We start from the raw sequence: 23,309 nt of genomic DNA, 5'->3' as shown, positions 1-23,309 counted from the left end.
CGCGATTTCATCGAACGGATTCATCGACATCTTCACGTTCGCGATGTCCACACCCGTGCCGTCCGACTTGACTCGAACTTTCACGTTGTAATCGACCACCCGTTTCACCGCTACCAATACCTTCATGATCATTTCACTCCGTCACACGATTCCTTGTCGATGCAGCATGGCGACGTCGTCGCCGCTCAATCCCAGCCATGCGTCGAGTACCTCGTCGGTGTGCGCGCCGAGCGCCGGTGGCGATTGACGGTACTGAACAGGGGTCTCCGACATACGAATCGGATTGGCGACCAACGGCACCTTTCCCGCCAACGGATGCGGCATCTCGATGCGCATTCCGCGCGCCTCTACATGTGGGTCGGCAAACACCTTGTCGAGCCGGTTGATCGGCCCGCAAGGCACGCCGGCTTTTTCCATGACCGCGACCCACTCATCCGTGGGACGGGACACGGTCATCTCGCGAATCAAGGCAATCAACTCGTCGCGGTGTTTCACTCGCTGCGGATTGGTCGCGAAACGCAGGTCGGTCGACCATTGCACTTGCCCGAGGACCGCGCACAAGTTGGCGAACTGTCCGTCGTTGCCGACTGCGATGATCATGTGACCGTCGGCCGTGGGAAAATCCTGATACGGCACGATGTTGGGATGTGCATTACCCATACGTTGCGGGACAACGCCCCCAACCAGATAATTGGCGGCCTGGTTCGCGAGGGTCGCGATCTGCACGTCCAGCAGCGCGAGATCGATGTGCTGCCCCTGACCGGTCCGGTCTCGATGCGCGAGCGCCGCCAGCACGGCAACCGTCGCGTAGAGCCCGGTCATGACGTCAGTCAGTGCAACGCCGACCTTGACCGGACCCTCCCCTTCAGTGCCGTCGGCACGACCCGTCACGCTCATCAGCCCGCCCATGCCCTGAATCAGGAAGTCGTATCCCGCGCGCGGCGCATACGGTCCGGTCTGCCCAAAACCGGTGATGGAGCAATAGATGAGATGCGGATTGGCCGCTTTCAGGCTTGCGTAGTCGAGGCCGTATTGCGCGAGACCGCCGACCTTGAAGTTCTCGAGCACGATGTCCGCCTTGCTCGCCAATTGCCGGACAAGATGCTGGCCTTCGGGCCGGCCCAGATCGACCGTCACCGACCGCTTGTTCCGGTTGGCGCTCAGGTAATAGGCCGACTCATCCGTCGGTTCTCCGCTGTCGTCCTGAAGCCAGGGTGGCCCCCACGTTCGCGTGTCATCGCCGACGCCCAGCCGTTCGACCTTGACGACGTCCGCGCCGAGATCGGCGAGCAACTGCCCCGCCCACGGACCGGCCAGGACGCGCGAGAGGTCGAGTACACGCAGACCGGCAAGGGCGCTTTTCTCTGTGGTAGTTTCCATAGCGGATCAGAATGCCGCGATGCCGGTGATCGCGCGGCCGAGAATCAGCGCGTGGACATCGTGCGTGCCCTCGTCCTTCATCCGCCCGAGTCGCAGACACCCCTGCAATCCAAGCACAATTTCTGTTTGCATGTCGGCCAGTTTTTTCTGAACCCGTTGATTCGCTGCAAGCGGCCGGCCGAACTGATGGCGATCGAGGACGTACTGCCTCGCCCGGTGCCAGCAATCCTCGGCAGCGCCTAGCGCGCCCCATCCGATGCCGTACCGCGCGCTATTCAGGCCGGTGAACGGCCCTTTCAGACCACGGACGTCGGGAAATGCATTTTCTTCCGGACAAAACACCTCATCCATCACGATTTCACCCGTGATCGAAGCCCGCAGGCCGACCTTGCCGTGAATCGCCGGCGCCGACAGCCCCTTCCACCCTTTCTCCAGTACGAAGCCCCGGATCGCGCCTTCATCGTCCTTCGCCCAGACGACAAACATATCGGCGATCGGACTATTGGTGATCCGCATCTTGCTACCGGTCAGCTGATAGCCGCCATCGACCATCCTTGCGCGCGTCGCCATGCTGCCCGGATCCGAACCGTGATCCGGCTCCGTCAGTCCGAAGCAGCCAATCAGCTCTCCGTCATCAAGCTGGTGTTCCAGAAGCAACGGATCGTCCCACTGAAACGCGATCAATTTGTGCTGATTACTCATCTGTTGATCACCGAAAGAGATGTCGTGCGGAAACTTTATTGAAGACACGCTGCTCGCACAAACGATTTGTTCGCACCAGCATGTGCGAAAATGTCACTCGTTGACACGACGACCATCGAGACACGTTCCAGATCATGCGCCGCAAGATCCCCTCCACCACCGCGCTGTCCGCATTCGAATCCGCGGCACGCCATCAAAGCTTCACGAAGGCGGCTGACGAGCTCGCCGTCACGCAAAGCGCGATTTGCCGACAGATCGGCACACTCGAGGAATTTCTCGGGGTGAAACTGTTTCGACGCACCCGCCGCGGCGTCGCGTTGACCGACGCGGGCACTGCCTATAGCAGGCGGGTTGCGTCCCGGCTCGACGAGATCGAATACGACGCATTGGAGGTGATGGCGAAGGGCGGCCAGGGTGGCACGCTCGAGCTGGCCGTCGTGCCCACGTTCGCCACCAAATGGTTATTGCCGCGCATGCCCGCGTTCATCGGCGAACATCCCGACATTACGGTCAATCTGACGGCCAAGACGCGTCCGTTCCTGTTCGACGATACCGGCTTCGATGCGGCGCTTCACGTGGGCCCGGCACCGTGGCCGGGCACTCACGGTGTGCTACTGATGCACGAGAGCCTGATTGCCGTTGCCAGTCCGAGGCTCGTTGCGCCACGAACCAGGCTGGCCCAGGCGGACTGGCGGCGCTATCGCCTGCTGCAACAAGGCACACGACCCTACGCATGGCGCGAATGGTTCACCGCGCAAGGGCTTGAAGTCGAAGGCGACATGTCCGGGCCGCGCTACGAACTGTTCTCGATGCTTGCCGAAGCGGCGTCCGCAGGCGTGGGTATCGCGCTGATTCCGCGCTTGCTCGTGGAGGATGAACTCGCGCGCGGCACGCTCGTGCAGGTTTGCCGCTACGAGCATCAGAGTGACAAGGCTTATTATCTGATCTATCCAGAAGCGAAAGCCGAGAACCTGGTGCTGGCCGCGTTTCGCGACTGGATCGACGCCCAGGCGCGGCAATACAGAGCGCCGGCCAGGCAGCAGGGGCGGACGCTAAATCCAGCGTCCGCATCATCCGCACGTTAGTTAGGTGTGCGCGCCAGTCAATCCGAACGCGGAGACCGCCTGTTTCAGATTGGCGGCCTGCGTTCTCCCCTAAAGAATCTCGCAGGCTTCGTCGAATTCGAGCCGAGGGCTGCGGGGAAACAGCCCAGCCGGATCGCCGTATCCGAGACAGCACAGAAAATTCACGCGCAATGAAGTGCCCTCGAAAAAGAGTCGATCGACCGATCCTGCGTCGAAGCCCGACAGCGGCCCGCAATCGAGGCCAAGCCCACGCGCTGCCAGGATGAAATAGCCGCCTTGCAGCGAGCTGTTGCGAAAGCACGTGTCGTCGGCGACCTTGGGTTGCTCGCGGAAAATCCTGCCCGCATCGGGACGATGTGGAAACAGCTTCGGAAGCTGCTCGTAGAACCGCATGTCCTGCGCGACGATCGCGACGACCGGCGCCGTGCGCACCTTCTCGACATTTCCCGGCGAAACGGCAGGCAACAGCCGTTCGCGAGCAGTTGCCGAGCGCACGAACACGATGCGCATCGGCGAGCAGTTCATGCTTGTCGGCCCCCACCGGGTCAGCTCGTACAACTCGCGAAGAAGCTCATCCGGCACTGGATTCGAAAGCCAGGCATTCTGGCTGCGCGCGTCCATGAAAAGTTGTCGGCGGGCGCGGCTGTCGAGCGGCTCGTTCATCTATCGGTCTCCTCGAAATACATTGCTATTGGGATCGTCATGTCCCTTGCCTACGCGCGCGTCGCTCCGACCATGAAAAACGCGACTGTCGCCGGCACGTCGCTCTTGTTGCCCCACGCATGCCGCGTCCCGTTCTGCACGACAACGTCCGTCGGACACAACCGGGTTTCCTGTCCATCGTCGACCTCCAGCCAGATCTCGCCCGTGAGAACGATTGCGTAGTCGACGGTGTCGGTCGTGTGCATGCCAGCGCTTTGCGGCTCGAACGTCCGCGCCAGATCCGGCATATGCGTCATGCACTCCGCGCCCGCTGCGGCGGGATCGAAGCGCGGCGACAACATCACGTGGTCGGGCGGGAATGTCACGATCAGCAGGCTGGTTCCGCCGGCCTGAGGAATCAGATCGGGCTGGCCTCCGGTCGGATCGGTGTGAGGCGCCGCCAGCGAAGGCGACGGCGGAGTCGTCCAGACCTGCGCGAACGCATGCCCTGGGATCGACTCAAACGAGACAGTCCGTGGCGTCGGGCTATCTGAAAGTAGGATGGATCGGCCGTGAGGGTCACGGCCGGTTACAACGCGTCTGATCTGCATGACAGTGCTCCATGCGAGAAGGTGAAATCGCTCCGAAGGCACTCCGTCACCGGCGCATCGACGGAGCACCATCGGCATGGCTCAGGGGCAGATCACGTAGTTACTGAAGCCGCCGTTGCGGTTCTCGATGCCGCCGATCGCGACGTTGATATCCTCGAGTTTGAAGACGCAATGGTCGAAGACCGACAGATCGACTACGCCCGACTCGACCATGTCGGCCATTTCCTGGCCCTGCCCCGCAGTGAACCACGCGGAGCCGCTCAACCCCTGGTCGTTGTCCATCATGTAGTGCAAGTTGATCGGAACTTCGCCCGCGACCGCGCCGATATTGATCAGGTGGCCGCCACGACGCAGCGTTTTCACCGAGTCCACCAGCGTTTCGCTCGGCGCCCCCGGCCCGAGCGCGTCGATCACCGCATCGACGCCTTCGCCGCGTGTGACCCGCGAGGTCCATTCGCTGACCGGCTCGTCCCCCAGCGCGAGAACTTCGATCCGGTCCGGCGCGATCGCCTTCACGCGTTGCAATAGCTCCTTGTTACGCGCGGTCCCGAGAATTTTCCTCGCCCCCATCGCCAGTCCGAACAGCGCCACGCCGATCCCGAGCGTTCCACTAATGCCGTTGACGAGAATCGTGCTGCTCGGCCCCACTTCCGCCTTCAGCAACGCGCGATAGGCGGTGCCCAGGTAGCCGAAGCGTGCGGCGGTCTCATGACTCAGGTTGTCTGGAATCTTTACCAGACTGTACTGAGGGGCGGTCATGTACTCGCACAAACCACCGTACGGATAGTCGTCATAGATGACTTGCGACTTCTTGCTGAATCCGAAATACCCGTTGAACGTGTAGTACGGGCAGGCCGTCGTGTCGCCCGAGCGGCAAGCGCGGCATCCGCCGCAGTGTCGGGCAGGATTGACGTACACGCGATCGCCCACGTTGAATGCGTGGACCTGGCTGCCCACCTCCTCGATGACGCCGGTCGCATCGAGGCCGAAGATCGCCGGCAATTTCGGCAGCGGAAGATGAGGAAACCACGTCTGCCAGTTGCTCAAAACATTGCCGAGATTGGGCACGATGCCGCACGCCTTGACCTTCACGAGCACATCGGTGGGGCGAGGCGACGGCACCGGAATTTCCTCGACCACCATCGGCTGGCCCACGTCGTGCATGCGCGCTGCCCGCATCATCTTCGCCATGTTTGTCTCCTATCTATCAATCTTGTGTTGTCGGATTGAACGCCCGCACCTTGCGGAACGCTCGCGGGCCGAGTCACCCGCCGCCGGTTGCTCATTGCCGGTGACGGATAGCAACGCCACTGAAATGCATGATACCAATTTTTGTGCATAAAATAAATTTTTTGCACCTGGCCTATCGCAGACCGTCAAGTCCCTTGATCTCCGAGGCGGCGAGTCCACCCAACCGCGCGTGAACACGTCCACCCGTCGCCATGGCCAGCGCGAACGCGATCTCGTTGCGTCTCGGCCCGTCCCAGACGGTGACTTCGCACGTCCCGAAGTGGCTGCGGACATACGATGCCTGGATATGGCCAAGGGGAACCATTAGCCGCGTCCCCATGCCGCCGATCGTCTTGGCGGACGGCACGATGGCTTTCGGGCTACCCAGGGTTTCCCGCATGGCCCAGCCGCCCGCCTCGTGCCACACGGCGCCGTGCTCCAGTTCGCCATCTTCGCCGACGATCGCCCCCTTGCCGTAGGCCTCGACCTTGCCGATACCGCCCAATTGCGCCACGAGCCGCGACGAGAGATCGGCTCCCAATTCCCGAAGGTCCCGCATGAACGGCAGCAAGTCGTGCTCATAGCGCCCCGCGTACGGATTCGCGACGATAGCGGTCGCGACGGCGATCCACAGCGGCTCGCGCAGCCTCTCCCCGCCCTCGTGCCAGACTTCTTCCAGATCCAGCTTGATCTTCCTTACCTTGACTAGTGACATCCTGGTGCTCCACGGAAATTGTTCAGATCTATTCAGGCCGGGTGCCGGTTCGTGCACCCGTGCTTGCATTATATCGATCTCGGTGTAATATGCATAAAAACATGTTTTGTGCCCACAAATGGAGAAACAATGAAACTCGTGTCATATCGCCGTGACGGCAAACCGGGCTTCGGCGCCGTGAAGGAACAGGGAATCGTCGATCTGGCCGCGCGTCTTCCGCAAATCGCGGATCTCGCGTCGCTGATCGCGGACGACGTGGCGCTGGACGAAGCCCGACGACTCGTCTCAGCGGCTCCGGAGGATTTCGAGTTGACCCAGGTCGAACTCGAACCGGTCATTCCGCGGCCGAACAAGATCATCTGCGTCGGCATCAACTACGTCGCCCATGCGGCGGAAGCCGGGCGCACGGTCGGCAAATATCCGGTCATCTTTCATCGTTACGCGGAGACGTTGCTGCCTCACGGCGCACCCCTGGTCCGGCCCAAGGTGTCGGATAACTTCGATTTCGAGGCGGAACTGGCGGTGGTCATCGGACGGGGCGGCGCGCATATCGCACCCGAGGACGCGATGAGTCACGTCGCGGGCTATACCTGTTTCAACGACGCAAGCGTACGGGACTGGCAATTCCACACACATCAGTACGGCATGGGCAAGAATTTCCGTGGCACGGGCGCACTCGGCCCATGGCTCGTCACAGCCGACGAGATTCCGGACTACCGCGAACTCGCCATCCACGGGCTGCTCAATGGCGAACGCTTGCAAACGGGCAAGCTGTCCGAACTCGCTTTCGATATCCCGTCGCTGATCTCGTATGTCTCGCAGGCGCTCGACTGGCAGCCCGGTGACATCCTGGCAACCGGCACGCCCAGCGGAATCGGCTTCAAGCGTCAACCGCCGGTCTTTCTGAAGCCGGGCGACACGTTCGAGGTCGTCATTCCCGGCGTCGGAACCATGTCGAACCCGGTCGCCGACGAAGCCTAAGCGATACTCTAAAAACGAATCAGGAGACAGTCATGGCAGCACTACCGAAAATTCAGTTCACCCACTGTGGGATCTTCTGCAGTGACCTGGAAATGATGGTGGCTTACTACCGCAAGGCGTTGGGATTCGTCGTCAGCGATAAGGGCGTCGCGTCGACGGGGCACAAACTGTATTTCATGACGCAAGACCCGGAAATTCATCACCAGCTGGTTCTGTTCGATGGCAAACCGACCGACCTGCCGTTCAATCCGGTCAACCAGCTGTCGTTTCTGCTGGACTCGCTGGCCGACCTGCAGGCGTACTACGCCCGCGCTAAGCGTGCCGGCGTGCAAAACATCGATCAGGTCGACCACGGCAACGCCTGGTCGATGTATTTCAAGGATCCCGAAGGCAATCCGCTCGAGCTGTATGTCGACAGCCCGTACTTCACGGCGCAACCGTGCCGGGAGCCGCTCGATCTCGACCTGCCTGTCGAAGCAATCATCAAGCACACCGAGGAAATGTGCCGGCGTCGCCCCGGGTTTCTGACCCGCGACGCCTGGATTCAGGAAATGCGCGAGCGAATCGCTACGCAGCGAACGGCATTCGACGAATAAACATGTCAATGCGCGGCGCGCGGATGGGCGCGCGTCACGCGGCGAATGCAGGAGATCACAGGTCATGAAGTGCAATCTGATTGGTGGGGAATGGTGCGCGGGCGCCACTTCCCGCCGGAACATCAATCCGTCCGACACCGATGACGTGGTGGGCGAGTACGCGCACGCAGACGCCGAACAGACACGCACGGCAATCGATGCGGCCTGCGACGCGCAGCGGACGTGGCGAGACAGCGGGATCCAGGCGAGGTCAACCGCGCTGGATTGCATCGGTACTGAGTTGCTGGCGAGACAGACCGAACTCGGAGCCCTGCTGTCCCGCGAGGAAGGCAAGATCCTCGCCGAAGGAATTGCGGAAGTCGCGAGAGCCGGCCAGATCTTCAAGTTCTTTGCGGCGGCGGCCGTGCGCACAGGCGGTGAAAAGCTGCCGTCGGTGCGCCCGCTCGTCGACGTCGAAATCACGCGTGAGCCCGTCGGCGTCGTGGGCGTCATCACCCCGTGGAACTTTCCGATCGCCATTCCGGCATGGAAGATCGCCCCTGCCCTGGCGTATGGCAACAGCGTGGTGTTCAAACCGGCGGATCTCGTGCCGGGTTCCGCGTGGGCGCTTGCAGACATCATCCACCGCAGCGGCATCCCCCGGGGCGTGTTCAATCTCGTCATGGGACGCGGCAGTGTCGTCGGCGAGACGATGGCGACATCACCGGAAGTGAATGCGATTTCATTCACGGGCTCGCTCGAAACCGGCCGGCGTCTGCTGCAGCAGGGAGCGCGTCAATTCAAGCGGCTCCAGCTCGAGATGGGCGGCAAGAATCCACTCGTGATCCTCGACGACGCGGACCTCGACGTGGCGGTGGACTGCGCGATACAAGGCGCCTACTACTCGACGGGGCAACGCTGCACGGCGGCGTCGCGTTTTATCGTCCAGAAGGATATTTATGCGCGCTTCGTCTCACGGCTCGCCGACGCGCTGGAACGCCTGCGCGTCGGCCATGCGCTGGATCCGGACACGCATATCGGGCCTGTGGTGGACGACGCACAGCTCAGACAGGACGAAGCGTACGTGAGCATCGGCAAGAACGAGGGCGCAACGCTCGTCTGCGGCGGCGAGCGCCTCGATAGAAGCACGCGCGGCTACTTCCTGTCGCCGGCGTTGTTCGCCGACGCGTCCCCGAAAATGCGCATTGCGCGCGAGGAGATTTTCGGACCGGTTGCCTGTGCGATTCCGGTGGACACCTACGACGAAGCGCTCGCGGTCGCCAACGACAGCGAATTCGGACTCTCGGCCGGCATCTGCACGACCTCGCTCAAATACGCCAGCCATTTCAAGCGACACGTGCGCAGCGGGATGACGATGGTCAACGTGCCGACCGCCGGGGTCGACTATCACGTGCCGTTCGGTGGCACGAAGTCGTCGAGCTACGGGTCGCGCGAACAAGGCACTTACGCCGTGGAGTTCTTCACGACCGTCAAGACGTCATACACGAAGGCATACTAGGAATGATAAGGCGCCGGTCTCGATTTCGAGCGCCACCGCCGGGCGAGCACGCACGCGCGGCGCGCCGGGCGGATCGAATTCAAATAGGGAGGAGCTGTGGATTTTGATCTGGTAATTGTCGGCCTGGGGCCGGTTGGAGCAGTGGCCGCCAATCTGGCCGGTCAGGCAGGATTGCGCACGCTGGTCCTGGACAAGGCCAATGCCATTTACGACAAGCCGCGTGCGATGGGTTTCGACCAGGAAGCCATGCGGATCTTCGGCAATCTCGGCATTGGCGAGAAGATTGCCCCGTACGTCATGCCCTATCGTCCCTCGGAATATCGCACCACCGGCGCAAGCGTGATCCGCCGGATCGACGCGGCGCATCCGCCGTTCCAGCTCGGCTGGGCGCCCAATTACGTGTTCATGCAGCCGCAGATCGAGGGCACGCTGCGCGAGAATCTCACCCGCTTCCCGTCCGTGACTGTCGAGCTCGGCGTGGAAGCGACCGCGGTCGCGTCCAGTGAGGACAGCGCGTCGGTGACGGTCACGCATGCGTCCGGAGAGCAGCGGACCTATCGGTCCAGCTACGTGCTCGCGTGCGATGGCGGGACGAGCGCGATCCGCACCCGGCTCGGACTCGACATGGAGGATCTCGATTTCGACGAACCCTGGCTGGTCGTCGACGTCATCCTCAACGAAGGATGCGGCGGCAACCTGCCGACCACCAACGTGCAATATTGCGAAGTCGAGCGTCCATCCACCTTCGTCGTCGGGCCCGACCGGTGCCGTCGCTGGGAGTTCATGATCAATCCGGACGAAACGCCGGAGCAAGTGTCGCAGCCGGAGTTCGTCCGCAAGCTCATTTCGCGCTGGCTCGACGACGACGAGTACGAGATCTGGCGGGCGTCCTCCTACCGCTTCCACGCGCTCGTGCTTCGATCATGGCGAGCGGACCGGATATTTTTCCTGGGCGACGCGGCGCACATGACACCGCCCTTCCTGGCCCAAGGCATGTGCCAGGGCATTCGCGACGCGTCCAACCTGATCTGGAAACTGGCGATGGTCAAGCGACGCACGGCGGCCGCCTCGCTGCTCGATACCTATGAGGCCGAGCGCGCGCCGCACGTCAGGCAAACCACGCTCGTCACCAAGGAACTCGGCAAGCTGATCTGCGAACGCGACCCTGTCGCTGCGAGCCGGCGGGACGAGCGCCTGCTCGCGGAACTGGCGGCCAATCCGCAGGGAACCGTGCGGCAATCGCTCATTCCGGGGCTGAAGGCCGGTTTCCTGTCGGCGTCCCATCATGGGCCGCGCGGCCAGTTGTTCCCCCAGCCGCGCGTCAAAGCGGCCAACGGCGACGAACGTTTGCTCGACGAGGTGACCGGGCCAACGTTCCGGGTCGTCATTAGCGCCGACGCGGAAGCCGCAACCGTGGCGCGGGTCGTGAGCGAATGTGAGCGACTGCGGCATTTGCCGGTCGAACTCGTGCTGATCGGTTCCGAGCCGCTTGCACAGGATGCACCGCCGTACGCGTACCACGATGTCAGCGGCGTGCTGGTCAATTGGCTACGACAGCACGATTGCAGCGTCGCGATCGCCCGCCCCGATCACTATGTGTACGGGGCGGGCCAGAAGCCCGGGGAGGCATTCGCGCTGATCCAGGAGCTCGTCACGGCACTCTCTGCAGCTAGCCCGCAGGAACGCAAGGACCCCGTCGCCAGCAACTGAACAGAGGCATGAAGCACGGCGGCGCGGGGTGACGGCAAACCCCGCGCCTTGCTGTTTTCGCGCTCCAGAATCACTCCAGAATCGAAATCTTGCATATAGAGAGATTTTGCGCATAAAATTACCCTATTTACAATCCACTCGGTTCCTCACGCCATGGACTCGATGTCTGCTACCAACGGTGCCCCGCTCATCGACGTCGCGTTCGCACAGATGAAAACGGCGATCATCCGCTGCGAACTCGAGCCGGGCACGCGCCTGAAAGTCGAAAGCCTTTCAAAGGCCTACGGACTCAGCAGTTCGCCCATTCGCGAAGCGCTGAACCGGCTCGCGCAGGACGGCATCGTGCAAGCCACGGAAAACCGTGGCTTCTGGGTTGCGCCGATCAGCGTCGATGACTTCAAGGACATTACGCGTCTGCGCGTGCTGCTCGAGCACGAGGCGCTGATGGATTCGATCGAGCATGGCGACGAGGAGTGGGAGGTCGCGGTACTGACTGCCTTCCATCGCCTGAGCCTCGCCGAAAAACGCCTCGGCACCGGCCCGGTGGCGCTGGACGACGACTGGTCCGAGCGGCACCGGGCGTACCACATGGCCTTGCTGTCCGCCACGCCGAGCGTACTGCTGTCGAACATGGTGGCATCGTTGTTCGACCGTGCCGAGCGCTACCGCCGCTATTCCGCGCTGCATCGGAAAGAAGAGCGTCACAAAAGCAACGAACACGAGGCACTGATGAAAGCCGCGATCGGGCGCGAGAAGGAAAAGGCCGGCCGGCTTTTGCGCAAGCATGTCGAGGGTACGCTGACGCGGGTGGCTTCCGCGTTGGATCGGCAGTTGGCATCCGTCGAATGAAACGCCTGAAGCTGCGAACGCCGGTCAACACCGGGCTCGCAGGACTGGATACCGGCAAGACGACACATCGTCTCTCCGGTACCCGTTAATCAGAACACCGTCTGCATGCCGACCCGCCCGATGAATTGCGAGCGGCCGCTCGACGGACCGAACGTCCCGTTGATCGCGGCATTCGCCCCGGTGTTGGTCAGTTGATAAGCCGTTTGCAGGTACACTGCGGTCCGCTTTGACAAGCTGTATTTCGCGACGGCTCCGAATTGGTGTGCGTGGTTGCGATCAACTACGTCATTGCCCCACATATACGTGTACGAAAGACTCGTCGAGAACGCCGGCGTGAACTGATAAAGGGCCCCTGCTTCCGCGGCATTCACGACAGCACCGTTTTGAGTATTACGCGTGTTAGTGAATAACGCGGTCAGCAGCAACTTGTCGCCACGATATTTCGCTCCCAGTCCGTAGTTGCGAATGCTGTTTCCGAGCAGCGAAGCATAGCGAACGTCGGTGTACGCGGCACCGAAGGCGAAAGACCCGATGCTGTAACTCGCGCCGAAACTCTCCGCGCTGTTCTGCTGGAAATCTCCCGCCGTGCCACCGAACGCATACATCCCCCCGAACCGAAATCCGCTCAACAGCGGACTCGTGTACTTGACCGAGTTGTTCAGCGGGGTATCGCCGTTCATACGATCGAAATCGAACGCCTCATTAGGCGCAGAATCTGGAATGCCCAGCTTTGCAAACGGGCCATCGCGAAACCCATAGAAGCCCCCGCCATACATCGCCATATCCGCGCCGACGTCAGAGAACAGCGTATCGACCATGAAGTCGTACTGACGGCCAAGGGTGAGTTTCCCGTACCGCGTGTTGTCCAGTCCAACCCAGGCATTCCGGGCGAACAGCCCGGTCCCCGACCCGCTACCGTTGCTTGTCTGTGCAACGAGATTCCCTTGAAGAGTGAACTGCGTGACCAACTGGAAAATCGCGCGGGTGTCGCCACCGAGGTCCTCTGTACCGCGAAAACCCAGCAGGTTCGGCAATGCGATGCCATCGTCCAGCCTCCATGCCGAATGACCGCCGGTGTTGCTAATGTACGAAATGCCTGCATCGAGCAGGCCCCAAAGTGTCACGCTGCTTTGTGCATGCACGGCCGGAACAAATCCAACCCCGGATGCGGCGCACGCAATTGTGGCCATGACGACCTTCTTCACCATCCTCTCCTCCGTCAAAGAAACACACCCCTTCGCAAACCCGTCCAGGCTTACGGGTTTATGCGCAAATTGCCGCCACATGTATTGTTCTATTTTTGTGCGTATAAATCATAATATGCACAAAGTTTAGCGCTTGCGAAGAGTTGTAGAACTTGGTGTTTACGCTTGCGTCGAGCGTATGCATTGGAGTTTTTCGTGACTCGCGAGAGCCCGAATCGGGAGCGGTGTTCTGACCTGTGCCCCATCAATCCGGTCACGGCGATTCAGATAAAGCCCGTTTTTTCAGAGAGGGACGCAGCCGTGAAGAAACGGCTTTCGGAAGAGCAACGCATCGACCTGTTGAGGAGAGCCGATGCCTGCGTGCCGCTCAAGACGTTGCGCAGGAGGCACGGCCTGGCGGCTCGAGGAATTCGAGGCGGAGAATGCACAGCGATAGAAGCCGCTGGTAAAGCGATGCTCGATATGGAGCCGCTGACGGTGGCTATAAAGGGATAACACTGGGCTCGCAGGCCAACAGGACGTCTGACTGCTGACAACGACCGCGCCGCGATTTGTTTGATCGAGGTGGCAACCAGTGTGTCAGCCAGGAAAAGGTACCAGGCGAAGCGCGGTTATGCCGGCAATTCGCGGCACTGTTTTTTTTCCGATCATCAGAACCAAGGGAGCACGCCAATGCGAACTGACGAACGGCAGTTCCGGCTTACGATGTGACAGCCTCTTCCGGGACTCGAATGCCCACTGCCAAAATGGAGGACGCGTATCAGCGTCACCATGAAACTGGCCTAACGGCTGGATGGTACCGGGTCGCACTTTCATGCGAGCGCGCCACTTTTCTATCGCCACCGTGGGCGCGTCACCGCGCGCAGATTAACTCCGCCGGCGCACCAGTCCGTAAATGACCAGCAGGACGATCGCACCAATTATCGACGCGACCCAACCCGCCGCCTGGCCTGGTTGATACCAGCCCAGCGCACGCCCGACATAGCCCGCAATCAGCGAGCCGGCAACGCCGAGGATGATGGTCATAATGAGGCCCATCTTGTCGTCTCCGGGCTTCACCGCCCGCGCAATCAATCCGACGACCAGCCCTACAATCACCGTGCCAATGAAGGAAAGCATGTCGACCTCGCAAGAGTGTGAGTGCTACGGTTTTCTTTTATTGCTGGCTACTGTTTCACTGCGATGCTTTTCGGAGCATACGCGCTAGATGCGGCAGTCGGCCACCATATGCTCGTCGGCTCGCACATCGAGCACCGCTGCGACACGCCTGTCCGATAGGAATTGTCCGATTCGAGGCGACCACATGCAACTGTTCAGTTGCTCTCGGAAGTTCGTCGCCGCTCAGTTCGAGTTGAACCGTGCTCGCCTCAAGTGTGAATCAATGTTTTATAAAGTTCGTTCGCGCGGGTCAGGTGCGCACGCATGGCCTCGGCGGCACCATCGCCGTCGCCGCGCCCGATGGCGTCAACAATCCGCTGATGTTCGGCCAGGGTAAGTTCCTCGGCGCCCGGCGCACGCACGAGCGGTCGGTAATACTCATTCGCCCAACGAAAGAGCGACTCGACGATGGACGGAAATATCGGATTGCCGCTGATGTGGGCAATCTCTCGATGAAACGCCATATCCCGCTCGATGAACTGGTCGAGATTGACCATCGAGGCGCGCTGTTGTGCGACCTTCAATTGCAGACGCGCAACGTCTTCCTCGCTGGCGTTTTCGGCCGCCATGCGTGCCGTTCCAGTCTCAAGGAACAGGCGCGCTGACTTCAGATGCTCCAACATATCGGGTTGTATGCGAAGCAGATGCATTGCGCCACCGGCAATCTGCGCGATCAGCCGCTCGGCGGTCGGGACGACAACACGCGCGCGCTCGCCGTGCACGATCTCAACGATGCCGGAACGCTCCAATGTCTGCAGCGCTTCTCGGATAGCCGGACGTCCCACGCCATAGATTTCCATCAATTCGCGCTCGGACGGTAGCTGAGCGCCGGGGGCAATTGCGCCCGAGCGAATGCGTTCCATCAGGCGGTCATGTACTTCCTGGTAAAGCTTCCGGCGCTGAATGGTTTCAGCCATGGTGATATCTGCTGGCAATTAGTGGTGTGCTGACATTACCACGTCTCTCCCTGACGTTGGAAGCATGCGGGCAACGGCGCTTCACGAGAGCGACGCACCCGCCCGCACCGAGCCAAAGAACGAGGCCTCGCCGATCTGTCCTCCCTTCAACACAATCTCAAGCCCGTCGCGCCGCGGCAGGTCCGACCAAGCCTGGCAAAGCGGCGCTCCCGGCGCGAGGCCCCCAATCACGCTTAGCGCAGAGATGCCGAGGGCGCTCGCGACCTCACCCGAACTGTCCCCGCCTGCCACGACTACGCGCGACAGCTCCGCCTGGTCAAGCACGCGCCGCATCACTTCCGCGAGCCCTGCGCCGACGCGGCGCGCGGCGTCCTGACGTGTCAATCCGGCGCTTTCCGCCGTGGCATTGAACTCCAATACGGCGGGATCGTCAGGTCCTTCGGCGCTGTGTACGACAATGCTCTGGCCACGTCCGATCGCCGCGACCGCTACGCCGACGGCACGGTCGATTTCCGCACCGCCCCCATGTTTATCGAGGGCGCGGCGCAAATCGAGCCGTTCGACATGAAAGCCGTTCGCGCGTGCCCAGCGGATCTGTCCAGCAGTGACCGGTGAACAACTTCCACTGACCGCGGCTATGACGTCAACCGGCCTGGCGGTGGGCAGGCCGGGCGCTTCCGGCAGCAGGCCGCTCGCGCGCCAGTGCGCGGCGAGTGCATATTGCAATCCCGATGACGACGCGCTGAACACGCCCTCGCCTCGCTGCTCCCAGACGAGCTTTCCTGCGGCCGCGAGCGTTTCCTCGTCGAGTACGTCGATCATGACCACCGGCGTATCGTCGCCCCCAAGCGCCCGGACCCTCGCGGTTGCATCGAGACTACGCAACTGCACCATATCGATCAACTCGATGCGCCGCGCCGTCTGCCGGCCGAGATGGACGCGCAGATCGGCTTCGTTCATCGGCGTCACGGGGTGGCGTGACATGGTCGGATGGCGGTCGAGCCGGTAGCCCACTCCGTCGACGGTGGCGAACAGATTGCCAAACGCCTGATAGCGCTTCAGCCGTGGCGCACCGACGATCATCGGCGACCATGAGCCGCGCATGTGCTTCACGCCAATGTCGATCGCGCGCCCGATCGAGCCGGTCTCCGGCGACGAGTCGAAGGTCGAGCACACCTTGTACTGCAGGATCGGCGCGCCGAGCGCGGCGAGACTCGCGAAGGCGCCGGGTAGCGCATCGTTCATCCACTGCGGGCCGCGTCCGCGCGACGAACCCGCGAGGCCCACGCAGCGAACTCCGGGAAAGCGTGCGAGCAGCTCGGGCGTCGGCTTATCGAGACACAGCAGCGTCGGCACGCCCGCTGCGGCCATGGCTTCCATCGCATCGGTTGAGCCGGTGAAATCGTCCCCGTAGTAGGCGAGCAGCAGCCCCGCGGGCCAATCGTTCGAAGTAGGCGCATTCATTACCAGAATCCCAGGGCGGCTCGCAGCGCCGGATTGCGCTCGGCCTGTCGTTCGAGTGGCACGCCTTCGATCGCCGCCACCCACGCCTCGCGCAACGCCTCGACACCTGCCGCGACGCCATCCGGATGACCGAAAATTCCACCGCCCGCCGTGTGAATCAGGTCCGCGCAACCGATCGCCGCGTACGTGTCCGCCGCTTGACGACCGGTCTGCCCGGAGCTGAATACCGGCATCGCGGGCATCGGCGCATCGGGCATCACCGGCGCGAGCACCGAGCGGGCCGCCGCAATCACGCTGTCGTCCGGTTCGCTGAACTTGTTGCGCAGGCCATTCACGTGCAGGTGATCCGCACCCGCGAGACGCCAGAGCATCTGCCACGGTGCGTAGTCCCAGCCCAGTTCCGGGCTGCGCGACAAGTACCCCCAGCCCGCGCGATGCGCATGAATCGGCAACTGGCTGTGACGCCGCAACTCGTGCATGCCGACGAGCCCGATCGAATTGAGCACCGCCATCACACAGGTTCCGCCTTCGGCGAGCACGAGATCGTGACGCCGCTTCATCTGATCGAGGTCGCCCGTCACGTTGAACGCGACCATCGCCTTCTTGCCGGTGCGATCGGCATTCTCGTTGACCACGCGCATCACGGCGCGCACGCGTTCATCGAACGGACAATGCGGGCCGTCGCCTTGCAACTCGTCGTCCTTGATGAAGTCGATACCACCCGCGACGAGTTCGCGCACCTGCTGCGCGGTTTCCTCGGGCGACAGTCCGACGCTCGGCTTGATGATCGTGCCGATCAGCGGACCCCGCTCGACCCCGGCAAGCTTGCGCGTGCCTTCGATGCCGAACCCAGGCCCTGGATACGCCTTGGCAAACGACGGCGGCAGTGCGAGCCCCGTCAGCCTCAACCCCGACACCTGCCGCAATTCGAAGAGATTGCCCGCGATCGTCGACATCAGGTTGGGCAACGACGGCCCCATGTTCTCGATCGGCCACGACAGTTCAAGTGCACATCGGGTGTAGACCTTCGATTCGATGCCGCCCGGCAGGCTCGGCGTGTCGGCCTTATCGAGCACGTCGAGCCTTTCGACCCGCGCGCCCGATCGCGCTTTCAACTCCGGTGTTTCGCCGGGCAAAGCGATGAAGGTGCCGCTCGATTGCTCGCCTGCGATCACGTCGGCGGCAAGTTGCGGATCGACTCCGGTTTCGAGCCAGTAAGTGGCGTGGATGCGTTCGGTCACAATGGAGATCCTCTGTCGAATGACACGGTCAAGCGGTGATGGCGCGCTTCAGGTAATGCGCCGGATGCTTTCCGCGATCTCGTCGCGATCGAACACCTTCTTCCAGTCATCACGCATCAGGCGCGGCTTTCCGAATTCGATCGCCTTGTTGCATGCATCGGAGAATGCACCGGGAATTTCGTTGAAAATCACCGCGCCGAGGATATTCATATGGCCGAGCAGGAAATCGCGCGCAGCCTGTTCGGGCACGCCGCGCTTGACGGTCTCGTCCATCGCGTCGCGCATCACCTGGAGCAGCGTTGCGCAGACCGTTTCGGAGAGGCCCGGTTCGAGAATCGCCATCTGGTCGACCGTCAAACGATACGAGCGCAGGATCGGCTGATAGATCACCTTCGCGACTTCTTCGCCGAGATCGAATGCTTCTTCGGGACCCTGCATGAGCGCGCTCGTGATCGACTGTTTGGCGTATGCGCCGCCGAAGAAATCGCGGCGCGCGTTCGAGTCGGCTTCGTCGTTAAAAATCAGCGGATGACACGGGTGGGCAACGAAATACGTCAGATCCTTGCGATCCGGCAGATGCCCGGCGAACGGCGCGGCGGCATCAAGCGTCATGACCATCGTGCCGGGCTTCAGCTTAGGAGAGATTTCGTGGCTGAGCTTGCCGATCAGCGTGTCGGGCACGGCGAGAATCACCACGTCGGCGCCGTCGATCGCCGCATCGGCGGATACGCATTCGATGCCCAATTCATCCTTCAGGCGCTTCTGCCCAGTCGCACCCGGCTCCACGTGCGCGACTCGGTAGTCCGACTTCAAGAGGTTGCCAGAAAGGCGCACGCCCATTTTTCCGCCGGCGCCGAACAATGCAATTTTCTCATTCATTTCGATATCTCCAGTGTGAACTGTGCTGTGAAACGGGTATGACTACCGGCTATTTGGTATGGGATCGCGGCTGGAGCCCGACGGGGACGGTCGTGTCCTTCACCGGCTGACGCGCACTGGTTCCAATCGCGAATGCCAGCACCGACGAGGTCAGCAGGAACGCTCCGACGATGAACATGGGCGCCTGGTAGGAGCCGGTCGCATCCTTGACGAGGCCGGTGATATAGGGGGCCATGAAACCCGCCAGATTGCCGATCGTGTTGATCAGCGCGATGCCCGCGGCGGCTGCCGCGCCCGACAGGAAACGCGCGGGCAACGCCCAGAAGTTCGGCAGCGCGGCGAAGATCGCGCAGGCGGTGATCGTGACGACTGCGATACTCGTCGTGGGCGAACGCATGTAGAGCGCGAGCGGGATGCTGAGGGCACCGATCAGCGCCGGAATGCCGATATGCCACGCCTTCACCCCGCGCTTCGTAGCATCACGGCTCCACAGAAAGAGCGCGAGTGCTGCTGGCAGATAGGGGATCGCGGTAATCAGGCCCTTCTGGAACACGTTGAAATGGGTGCCGAAGCGGGCTTCGAAGCCGCCGATGATCGTCGGCAGAAAAAATGCCAGCGCGTAGAGACCGTAGATCAATCCGAAGTACATCAGAGCGAACATCCAGACCCGGCCGCTCATCAGCGCGGCGCCGGGCCGCAGCGTGTGTGGCTGAGCTGACGCGATTTTTGCCTGCTCTTCTTCGGCGAGCGTCCCGGTCAGCCAGTCCTGCTCGGCAGGCGTGAGCCACTTCGCCTGCGACGGCCGGTCCACGAGATAAAACCACGCAATGACGCCGACCAGAATCGCCGGCACCGCGACGCCGAAGAACATGATGCGCCAGCCCGCGAGGCCGAACGCGCCGTGTGCGTTAATCAGAAGGGCCGCGACCGGCGCGCCGATCACGATGGTGAGTGGCTGCGCGAGATAGAACAGCGCGAGGATATGACTGCGATGTCGCGCGGGCACCCACGTGCTCAGAAAGAGGATCGCCCCGGGAAAGAAGCCGGCTTCCGCAACGCCCAGCATGAAACGCAGTGTGTAGAGGCCCGGGATGCTGCTCACCCAGGTGAACAACAGCGCGACAATGCCCCACGTCACCATGATCCGCGCGAGCCAACGACGCGCGCCGAACTTGTGCAGTGCAAGGTTGCTCGGGATTTCGAGGACGATGTAGCCGACGAAGAACACACCTGCCGCCAGTCCGAATTGCGCGGCTGTCAGGCCGAGATCTTTGCTCATCCCGTTGGGGCCGGCAAAGGAGATCGCGGTGCGGTCAAGAAAGTTGATGAAGAACATCAGCGCCACGAAGGGCACCAGACGTACCGCTACCTTACGGATAGCCGACCTTTCGACCGACTCAAGCTCTGCCGTTTGCATATCGCCTCCTCCAACAGTGGGATGGATGTGGAACTTTTTAAGTTCTCTACTGGTGTGATGAGTAGACCATGAGGCGTAATCACTAGATATCGGTGGATACACTGAGTTGGAGCTTCGAGGCAGGTGCCGGCTTGAAACAGCGGTTTCGACATTCATCACGCAGGCGGCGAAGCCGAAAGCGATGTGGCTGTGCCGCTCGCGCAACGGCCGTTTCGGATGACGTAATCGCGGGATGAAGGGGGGAAAGTCGACGCAGGGCTAACCGGACGATTGACTGCGCACGACTTCGCTCTGGCAAGCCAGTTTGACTGTGAGAGCTGTTCGATAAAGGATCGCTGCCGACTCCTGGCAGAGTCACGCCCGCGAGTTGCAGGAAGGCATCGCGGAGCAGCGCTGATGAGCCTGACCGCACCCGTGGCCGGCACCATCCAGCAACTGGTCATTCACACCGTCGGCGGCGTTGCGACTACACCGCAATCGCTGATGGAGATCGTTCCCGACGACGTGGCCGAAGTCGAAGCAAACATCGAAAACAAGGACATTGGATTGCGAAGGCCGGGCAAATCGCGGCCGTCAAGATTGAAACGTTTCCCTGTGCGCGCTACGGCTAACTGACCGGTGGCTCTCAGCCACCTCCTGGCTACCACCGCACGAGGACACAATTTCAATCACGCGATCATGAGCGTAAGCGATAAGCCGGTCTGCCGGGACCATGACGCAAACCCTTGCCGAACGGCCTGCCATCAAATTTTCTTCAGTCCCGCGGTTATCGCGGCAACGGTACCCCATCGTCGATGGAGATCGGCGGTAGACCGTTGAGCTAGCTCATGCCGGGTTGAACCGTTTGTTCTGTGTCACGCACAGACGCCTCTTCCGTCGAAGTTGCCTGCGCGGAGGAAGTGGTCTGGTCCGCTACCGCAAACACACAAACTGCCAGATTTAACTTCCCCGTCTGCTCTTCCAGCGACTGCGCTGCGGCCGCCGCCTGCTCGACGAGTGCTGCATTACGCTGAGTGAGAATATCCATCTGCTCGACCGCCTGATTGACCTGCTCGATCCCGAGACTTTGTTCGGTCGACGCGTCGGCAATCTCTCCGACGATCTGCGAAACCTGACTGATGGCATGTTTGACCTGTGCGATCGTGCCGCTGACCTCGGAGGCCTGCTGCGTACCCCCTTGCACGAGGGCGGTGGACGATCCGATGAGGCCTTTGATCTCCTTAGCCGCTGAAGAGGAGCGATGTGCAAGTGCCCGCACCTCGCTGGCGACCACCGCGAAACCTCGGCCCTGTTCGCCGGCCCGCGCCGCTTCGACAGCGGCGTTTAGCGCGAGAATATTCGTCTGAAAGGCAATGCCCTCAATCAGCCCAGTGATCTCGGAAATTCTGGTTGAGCTGTGGTTGATTGCCCTGATCGTTTCAACCATACCTCGAACTGCTTCGTCTCCCGTTTCAGCCATGCTGGCCGCGTTCGCCGCCAGGAGCTTTGCGTGCTGGGCATTATCCGCACCCTGTTTGACCGTCTCCGTCAGTTGCGTCATGCTGGCCGCGGCCTTTTCCAGAGACGCAGCCTGCTCATCGGTTCGGCAGGAAAGGTCCGCATTGCCGGCCGCGATCTGTCTTGTTGCAATCCCAACGGTTTCCGCTGCCACCAGGACGGCACAAATTGCCTCTGAGAAACGCCCGATCAGATCGTTGAAAGCCGAGGCCGTACAGCCGATTTCGTCCATTCTCTCCACAGGAGCACGACATGTCAGATCGAGCGTGCGACTTGTTCTGTTGAGTGTCGCCTGAACTCCGTCGAGACTGCGTCCAAGCAGCCTCATCTGATGCCACACGTAGGCACAAGCCATCGAACCGCCAAGCGCGATCAAAGCGGCCATGATCGCCAGAATCTGCCTGTAAGCGACGTCGTCGCGATGGCGCGAATCATCGGCCTCCTTACTCAGGGCGTCAGAGAGCTGATCGATTTCTCGTCCCATCGATATTGCGTATGGACGTACATTTTTTGCCATTACGGCAGCCGCGGATCCCATGTCGCCACTGCGGCCCAATCTCACGGCTTCAGTAAAGCCTTCCTCGAGCCGCGCCCTGTCTTCGATGAACTTCGCGGCAAGCGGCTGCGTGGAGGCGGGCTTGTTGCTGAGCCGGAACAGTTCGAACTGTCGATCCGCCGGCTGTTTCAGGATTTCAATAAGGTCAAAGCGTTCCTTTCTCGCTTGAGCGTCGTCGATGGACATCGCCTCGAGAAGCTGGATTGCCCGGACGCATTGCAGACGGAAAGCATTCTGGAGATATTGCGCGGGCAGAACTCCCTGCTGATAGAAGCCTTCGGCCCGGGTGTTCGCATCGGCGATGCCCTTTAGTCCAACCGCTGCGACGATCACACATAGCAAACCAAGTGCAGCGAAACTTAAGCCGAGCCGCGTCTTGAGACGTACTGATGACGTCGACATGGAGAACTCCCGTTTTTAATGGAATAACACTCTGCTATCCGGACAGCTCGCAAGGGCAGTCTCACTTGAACAAGGAAGTCTGTTGGTACTGGGCACGTCTTCCCCGCCGGACAACACAGGAAGGGGGAATGTCCTGACTGCCTGGAACGCCGTACTCGCGGGGGCGGTGATATTTGAGCGAACACGACATTGCGTCACCGGGCATGCAATCCTGGTCAAATGCACCGGTCGAGATTTTCTGGTTCGTCCGTGCTAGTTCGCCCGAATTCTGGCCCGCCGAGCGGGATCATTAGGCACCCTACATAAGCCGCATTAATCAGCATACCGATGCGAAAAACTTTTACAGAACGTGTCGATTTATTCAGGGTATTGGCCGCTCATTCAGCAGCCGTTGCGACGTCGTGCATCATCGCCGGAGCGAAGGCCAGTTCAAGGAGGCGACCAAACCCGGCGCCGTCCCCCGGCGAGCGATTCTCAATTCAGTCATTTACACCGTCGGCCTTACCGAAGTTTGAAAGGCTTCACTGTGGCGCGGGATCGGCGCTGGCGACGACGGAGGGGTTGACCGTGTCGG

General features: G+C 61.4%; 22 protein-coding genes and 2 pseudogenes. 9 read left to right on the top strand and 15 right to left on the bottom strand.

Translation table 11 applies throughout. The features are described from left to right. The 3 genes and pseudogenes from PQR42_RS43970 to PQR42_RS43960 form a co-directional block, all read right to left on the bottom strand. Positions 1-126: pseudogene (locus PQR42_RS43970) on the bottom strand (electron transfer flavoprotein subunit beta/FixA family protein); the annotation flags it as partial. Positions 127-141: 15 nt separating this feature from the next. Continuing rightward, positions 142-1,380 (bottom strand): CaiB/BaiF CoA transferase family protein, encoded by a 1,239-nt coding sequence (locus tag PQR42_RS43965; RefSeq protein WP_408393132.1) that lies wholly within the window; start codon positions 1,378-1,380, stop codon positions 142-144. A 6-nt stretch (positions 1,381-1,386) separates the two neighbouring features. Further along, positions 1,387-2,022 (bottom strand): annotated as a pseudogene (locus PQR42_RS43960) (acyl-CoA dehydrogenase family protein); the annotation flags it as partial. Here PQR42_RS43960 and PQR42_RS43955 point away from each other — a divergent pair. Beyond that, positions 1,969-2,124 carry a hypothetical protein gene (locus PQR42_RS43955; RefSeq protein WP_408393168.1) on the top strand — a complete coding sequence of 52 codons (156 nt, stop codon included), beginning with the start codon at positions 1,969-1,971 and terminating at the stop codon, positions 2,122-2,124. The pseudogene PQR42_RS43960 and the gene PQR42_RS43955 overlap by 54 nt on opposite strands. 92 nt (positions 2,125-2,216) lie before the next feature. Continuing rightward, the gene (locus PQR42_RS43950) at positions 2,217-3,167 is read left to right on the top strand and encodes a LysR family transcriptional regulator (RefSeq protein WP_408393135.1); all 951 of its coding nucleotides are present in this window, start codon (positions 2,217-2,219) and stop codon (positions 3,165-3,167) included. A gap of 69 nt (positions 3,168-3,236) precedes the next feature. Here PQR42_RS43950 and PQR42_RS43945 read toward each other — a convergent pair whose 3' ends face one another. The 4 genes from PQR42_RS43945 to PQR42_RS43930 all read right to left on the bottom strand — a co-directional run bounded on the left by PQR42_RS43945 (position 3,237) and on the right by PQR42_RS43930 (position 6,365). Beyond that, on the bottom strand, positions 3,237-3,830 hold the full coding sequence (locus tag PQR42_RS43945; RefSeq protein WP_408393138.1) for a malonic semialdehyde reductase: 594 nt from the start codon (positions 3,828-3,830) through the stop codon (positions 3,237-3,239). Positions 3,831-3,880: 50 nt separating this feature from the next. Beyond that, complete coding sequence (locus tag PQR42_RS43940) at positions 3,881-4,420, bottom strand: cupin domain-containing protein (protein ID WP_408393141.1); 540 nt, start codon at positions 4,418-4,420, stop codon at positions 3,881-3,883. A gap of 81 nt (positions 4,421-4,501) precedes the next feature. Further along, on the bottom strand, positions 4,502-5,611 hold the full coding sequence (locus tag PQR42_RS43935) for an alcohol dehydrogenase catalytic domain-containing protein (protein ID WP_408220893.1): 1,110 nt from the start codon (positions 5,609-5,611) through the stop codon (positions 4,502-4,504). A gap of 172 nt (positions 5,612-5,783) precedes the next feature. Continuing rightward, on the bottom strand, positions 5,784-6,365 hold the full coding sequence (locus PQR42_RS43930; protein WP_408393144.1) for an amino acid synthesis family protein: 582 nt from the start codon (positions 6,363-6,365) through the stop codon (positions 5,784-5,786). A 129-nt stretch (positions 6,366-6,494) separates the two neighbouring features. Between PQR42_RS43930 and PQR42_RS43925 the strand changes: the two genes are divergently transcribed. From PQR42_RS43925 to PQR42_RS43905, 5 genes are all read left to right on the top strand, one after another. After that, entirely contained in the window at positions 6,495-7,346 is an 852-nt protein-coding gene (locus PQR42_RS43925; protein WP_408393147.1) for a fumarylacetoacetate hydrolase family protein, read from the top strand. A gap of 32 nt (positions 7,347-7,378) precedes the next feature. After that, the gene (locus tag PQR42_RS43920; RefSeq protein ID WP_408220887.1) at positions 7,379-7,942 is read left to right on the top strand and encodes a VOC family protein; all 564 of its coding nucleotides are present in this window, start codon (positions 7,379-7,381) and stop codon (positions 7,940-7,942) included. 64 nt (positions 7,943-8,006) lie between these two features. Then, positions 8,007-9,440: an aldehyde dehydrogenase family protein gene (locus tag PQR42_RS43915; protein ID WP_408393150.1), complete on the top strand. Its 1,434-nt coding sequence runs from the start codon at positions 8,007-8,009 to the stop codon at positions 9,438-9,440. Between the two features lie 96 nt (positions 9,441-9,536). Then, a complete protein-coding gene (gene mhpA / locus PQR42_RS43910; protein WP_408393152.1) occupies positions 9,537-11,150 on the top strand; it encodes a bifunctional 3-(3-hydroxy-phenyl)propionate/3-hydroxycinnamic acid hydroxylase MhpA in 1,614 nt (537 codons plus the stop codon). Positions 11,151-11,312: 162 nt separating this feature from the next. Next, positions 11,313-11,999, top strand: a complete 687-nt coding sequence (locus PQR42_RS43905) for a GntR family transcriptional regulator (protein WP_408393155.1) — start codon at positions 11,313-11,315, stop codon at positions 11,997-11,999. 89 nt (positions 12,000-12,088) lie between these two features. Here the strand turns inward: PQR42_RS43905 and PQR42_RS43900 are convergent, their stop codons facing one another. Then, on the bottom strand, positions 12,089-13,207 hold the full coding sequence (locus tag PQR42_RS43900; RefSeq protein WP_408393157.1) for a porin: 1,119 nt from the start codon (positions 13,205-13,207) through the stop codon (positions 12,089-12,091). A gap of 192 nt (positions 13,208-13,399) precedes the next feature. Here PQR42_RS43900 and PQR42_RS43895 point away from each other — a divergent pair, with 192 nt between their 5' ends. Further along, on the top strand, positions 13,400-13,699 hold the full coding sequence (locus PQR42_RS43895; protein ID WP_408393160.1) for a hypothetical protein: 300 nt from the start codon (positions 13,400-13,402) through the stop codon (positions 13,697-13,699). Between the two features lie 372 nt (positions 13,700-14,071). Here PQR42_RS43895 and PQR42_RS43890 read toward each other — a convergent pair whose 3' ends face one another. The 6 genes from PQR42_RS43890 to PQR42_RS43865 form a co-directional block, all read right to left on the bottom strand. After that, entirely contained in the window at positions 14,072-14,323 is a 252-nt protein-coding gene (locus tag PQR42_RS43890; RefSeq protein WP_408220875.1) for a GlsB/YeaQ/YmgE family stress response membrane protein, read from the bottom strand. 248 nt (positions 14,324-14,571) lie between these two features. Then, positions 14,572-15,279, bottom strand: a complete 708-nt coding sequence (locus PQR42_RS43885; RefSeq protein ID WP_408220873.1) for a transcriptional regulator NanR — start codon at positions 15,277-15,279, stop codon at positions 14,572-14,574. 81 nt (positions 15,280-15,360) lie between these two features. Then, positions 15,361-16,743, bottom strand: coding sequence for a 3-oxo-isoapionate kinase OiaK (oiaK, locus tag PQR42_RS43880; RefSeq protein ID WP_408393162.1), 1,383 nt, complete (start codon positions 16,741-16,743; stop codon positions 15,361-15,363). Further along, positions 16,743-17,984: a ribulose-bisphosphate carboxylase large subunit family protein gene (locus PQR42_RS43875; protein WP_408220869.1), complete on the bottom strand. Its 1,242-nt coding sequence runs from the start codon at positions 17,982-17,984 to the stop codon at positions 16,743-16,745. Before PQR42_RS43875 ends, oiaK begins: the two co-directional genes overlap by 1 nt. Positions 17,985-18,032: 48 nt before the next feature. Beyond that, the gene (locus tag PQR42_RS43870; protein ID WP_408220867.1) at positions 18,033-18,863 is read right to left on the bottom strand and encodes a phosphogluconate dehydrogenase C-terminal domain-containing protein; all 831 of its coding nucleotides are present in this window, start codon (positions 18,861-18,863) and stop codon (positions 18,033-18,035) included. A gap of 49 nt (positions 18,864-18,912) precedes the next feature. Further along, the gene (locus PQR42_RS43865) at positions 18,913-20,280 is read right to left on the bottom strand and encodes an MFS transporter (protein ID WP_408220865.1); all 1,368 of its coding nucleotides are present in this window, start codon (positions 20,278-20,280) and stop codon (positions 18,913-18,915) included. Positions 20,281-20,676: 396 nt separating this feature from the next. Here PQR42_RS43865 and PQR42_RS43860 point away from each other — a divergent pair, with 396 nt between their 5' ends. Beyond that, on the top strand, positions 20,677-20,895 hold the full coding sequence (locus PQR42_RS43860; RefSeq protein ID WP_408393165.1) for an HlyD family efflux transporter periplasmic adaptor subunit: 219 nt from the start codon (positions 20,677-20,679) through the stop codon (positions 20,893-20,895). 205 nt (positions 20,896-21,100) lie between these two features. Here PQR42_RS43860 and PQR42_RS43855 read toward each other — a convergent pair whose 3' ends face one another. Continuing rightward, positions 21,101-22,735 (bottom strand): methyl-accepting chemotaxis protein, encoded by a 1,635-nt coding sequence (locus tag PQR42_RS43855; protein WP_408220861.1) that lies wholly within the window; start codon positions 22,733-22,735, stop codon positions 21,101-21,103. Positions 22,736-23,309: the final 574 nt, after the last annotated feature.

Origin of the sequence: Paraburkholderia sediminicola (assembly GCF_046027355.1) — a bacterium.
GTDB lineage: Bacteria > Pseudomonadota > Gammaproteobacteria > Burkholderiales > Burkholderiaceae > Paraburkholderia > Paraburkholderia sediminicola_B.
Note: the sequence above shows the minus strand (reverse complement) of the source record. Positions and strands in the feature narration are given on the sequence as shown.